The sequence below is a fragment of the Embleya sp. NPDC059213 genome (assembly GCF_042754445.1).
In the GTDB taxonomy this organism is placed as follows: domain Bacteria; phylum Actinomycetota; class Actinomycetes; order Streptomycetales; family Streptomycetaceae; genus Embleya.
This window is the reverse complement of record NZ_JBHZAV010000380.1, coordinates 1-2838: the sequence shown is the minus strand read 5'-3', so window position 1 is coordinate 2838 and position 2838 is coordinate 1. Positions and strand designations below refer to the sequence as shown.

The 2838-nt window shown below is 74.1% G+C and carries 3 protein-coding genes; 1 reads left to right on the top strand and 2 read right to left on the bottom strand.

Annotation, left to right across the window (positions count from 1 at the left end):
- Positions 1–900: pyridoxal phosphate-dependent aminotransferase (locus ACFXMF_RS47370; protein WP_380021308.1), on the top strand; the 900-nt coding region annotated here is incomplete at its 5' end.
- Between the two features lie 69 nt (positions 901–969).
- Here ACFXMF_RS47370 and ACFXMF_RS47365 read toward each other — a convergent pair.
- Both ACFXMF_RS47365 and ACFXMF_RS47360 read right to left on the bottom strand, forming a co-directional pair.
- On the bottom strand, positions 970–1578 hold the full coding sequence (locus tag ACFXMF_RS47365; RefSeq protein WP_360324726.1) for a hypothetical protein: 609 nt from the start codon (positions 1576–1578) through the stop codon (positions 970–972).
- A 31-nt stretch (positions 1579–1609) separates the two neighbouring features.
- Positions 1610–2194: a hypothetical protein gene (locus ACFXMF_RS47360; protein WP_379992647.1), complete on the bottom strand. Its 585-nt coding sequence runs from the start codon at positions 2192–2194 to the stop codon at positions 1610–1612.
- Positions 2195–2838 lie beyond the last annotated feature (644 nt).

The following is a 2838-nucleotide window of genomic DNA, read 5'->3' as shown; positions in this document are numbered from 1 at the left end:
CCGCTCTCGGAGGAGGTCAACGCAGCAGGGTTAATCAACCTCGAGCTCAACCAGCTGCCCGCCTCGCTCGAACCCGGGCGCGAGGTGGTGCTGGCCGACCCGATCTACGCGGGCCTGATCAACCGGGTCCGCCTCGTCGGCGGCGTGCCCCGGTTCGTACGCTGCACCGCGGGCCCGGCCGGCTGGAGCACCGATCCGGAGGAACTCGCCGCCGCGGTCGGCCCGAACACCGCCGCCGTGCTGGTGACGGCCCCGGTGATGCCCACCGGCGCGCTGCTGGATCACACGCACTGGGACGCGCTGGCCCGCGCGGTGGCCGAGCACGACTGTTGGGTGATCTACGACGCGGCGATGGAACGCATCCGGTTCGACGGCACGGCCCCCGACCATCCGGCGGCGCATCCGGGGCTGGCACACCGCACCATCACCTGCGGCGCGGCCTCCAAGGAACTGCGGATGATCGGTTGGCGGGTGGGCTGGGTGGCCGGCCCCGCCGAGATCATGGCCGACGTCAAACTCGTCGGTCTGAGCAACGTGGTCTGCCCGGTGGGCATCGGTCAGGCGGCCGTCGCCGCCGCGCTGTCCGCACCCGACGCGGACGCCGACGTCGCCGCCGCGACCGCGATCTGGCGGGATCGGTGCGCGACCATCCTGGACGCCCTCGCCGACTACCCGTGCATCCGGCCGCACGGCGGCTGGTCGCTGTTGATCGACACCGCCGCGATGGGCCTGGCCCCGGAGTCGGCCGCCGAACGGCTGTTCCGGCTCGGCCGGATCGCGGCCACGCCGATGCACGGCTGGGGCCCGCAGGGCAGTACACATCTGCGTCTGGTCTTCGCCAACGAGCCGGTGCGGCGGCTGAGCGACATCCGCACCCGCTTCGAGGCGGCGTTCGGCTGACCGCGCGGCGCCCGGTCGCATCCCGGCGGGCCCGGGCACCGCGGGGTGCGGGTCCGGCTGCCCGGGGGCTCAGCGCCCGGAGTCTCCCGAGACCAGGCGCAGCCGCACCCGCTCACGCGGAGTCTCGGAGCCGATCTCCTGACGGCCGCCGATGCCCAGGCCACCCGGTGCGTCGTTGAGGAGGCGGCACATCGCCTCCTTGGAGTGGTTGCCCTCGTCGAGCAGTCGGCGGATCAGCGGTTCGTCCTCCGGTCGGTCCGCGCGCTCGGGGTCGGCGATGCCCTCGGACAACCGCTGGACCAGATCGAGCAGCGCGTGGTCCTCGGGGGTCAGGCCACCCGCCCGCCATCCCTGGGCGGCCGGATGGTTGCGGCGCAGCGCCGCGCCGGCGGCCACCGCGCGGGCCGAGTTCGCGTCCCGCAGCACGGCTATCGCCCGCGCGGCCCACGCTCGCGGGCTCTGCCGGCGTCGGTAGTCGAGCCGATGCTCGGGGGGCGCGACGCGGCGTCGGGCACTGCGCACGGCGGCGACGTGTCCACGCATCCGGTCCACCGTCGGGCCGTCGACCCACTCGATGCCCCAGGCCGCGATGGCGTCGACGACGATCCGCACCTCGGTCCCGGCGACCCTGGTCAACTCCCCGTCCAGCCCGACCTCCCGGATCCCGCGATCGCTCATCGCTGCTCCCTCCGATCGCGTGATCACCCGTTCAGCCACCGCTCCGGATCATGCCCATGCCGACGGACCCGGACACAAAATACATCTGCAAGCCGATACGACTGATCAGCTTGTATTTGCGACCCAATAATGGATCCAGGGCCGTCAGATGCAAATTCGGGCATTTCATCGCTCCCCAAGCCCGCCCCCAACTCCCGTCCTGTCGTGGCGGGTTCCGCACGCCAACCGGTTCGAGTCGGGCCGGCACGATGTCCGGAGTCTGCCCGCGGGGCAGTGTGGCGCCGCGCTCATGGGCCACACGGCAGCCTGCCGGGCCAGGCACCGCGGCGAGTCGGTCCACCGACCGGTGCGGGTCCGGGCCGCCCGCGTCGACGATGCCGCGCAACGCCGCACCGAGTCCGAGCGCCTCGGCCGCACCGACCGGATCACCCTCCCATCGCAACACCGCCGCGAGCAACTCGGCCGTCGGCACGACGCCCGCCGGATCGCGGCGGGCCAACGCCCCGGTGGAGGTCATCGGCGACAACTCCCGGGCCCACACCACCGGGTCGACGCCCGACGGCACCGGGTCGACGTCCGCCTCGGCATTCGCGAACAGCGTGGCCGCCGGCCCCACACGACCGTGTCGCCGACCGTCTCGGTGGGCGGCGACGGGCTCGCGGCGAGCGCCTCCAGGCGACCGAGCGTCCGGTCGGCCGCCAGGAACTCGGCGACCCCGCAGCGCAGTTCGGCGCGTCCGCCGAGCACGGGTGGTTCCGGATACCGATGCCCGCGCAGCCGCGCCCGACACTCCGCCTGCGCCAACTCCGCACGCGCGTCCGGCGGGTCGGCCGGCCGTACGCGGCGACGGCCGACTCGTGTTCGCCGCACATCGGGTGCCGCGCAGAGCCCGATTCGGACCGGCGAGCGGTGGCCGCAGGGCGGTGGTCGATGGGCCGGGAAGGGTCGACCGGCGGGTCCGCATCGACCTCGGGGCGCGATGCCGAGCGGGCGCCGCGACCACCCTCGGTCGCCGGGTCGCGGATTTGTGCGATTGCACGGCGGGGGCACCGTGGAGCGGGACGGCGCGGACGCGCTGACCGTACGGGCGACGCTGACCGGCGAACAGGGTCGGGGGCACCCGGCGCATGTTGCGCACTCGGGTGGTGGCCGCTACGCGGAGGCGTTCGAGGCGCCGGCGCCCGGGCGCACCGGGTCGACGTGCACGCGGTGCGCGCCTGCGGGCACGGAACGATCACCGCGATGGTGTCGGTCGGGGAC

Coding starts and splice junctions, on each gene's coding strand:
- ACFXMF_RS47365 (WP_360324726.1), bottom strand. CDS start 1,578: ATGAGCGATCGCGGGATCCGGGAGGTCGGGCTGGACGGGGAGTTGACC.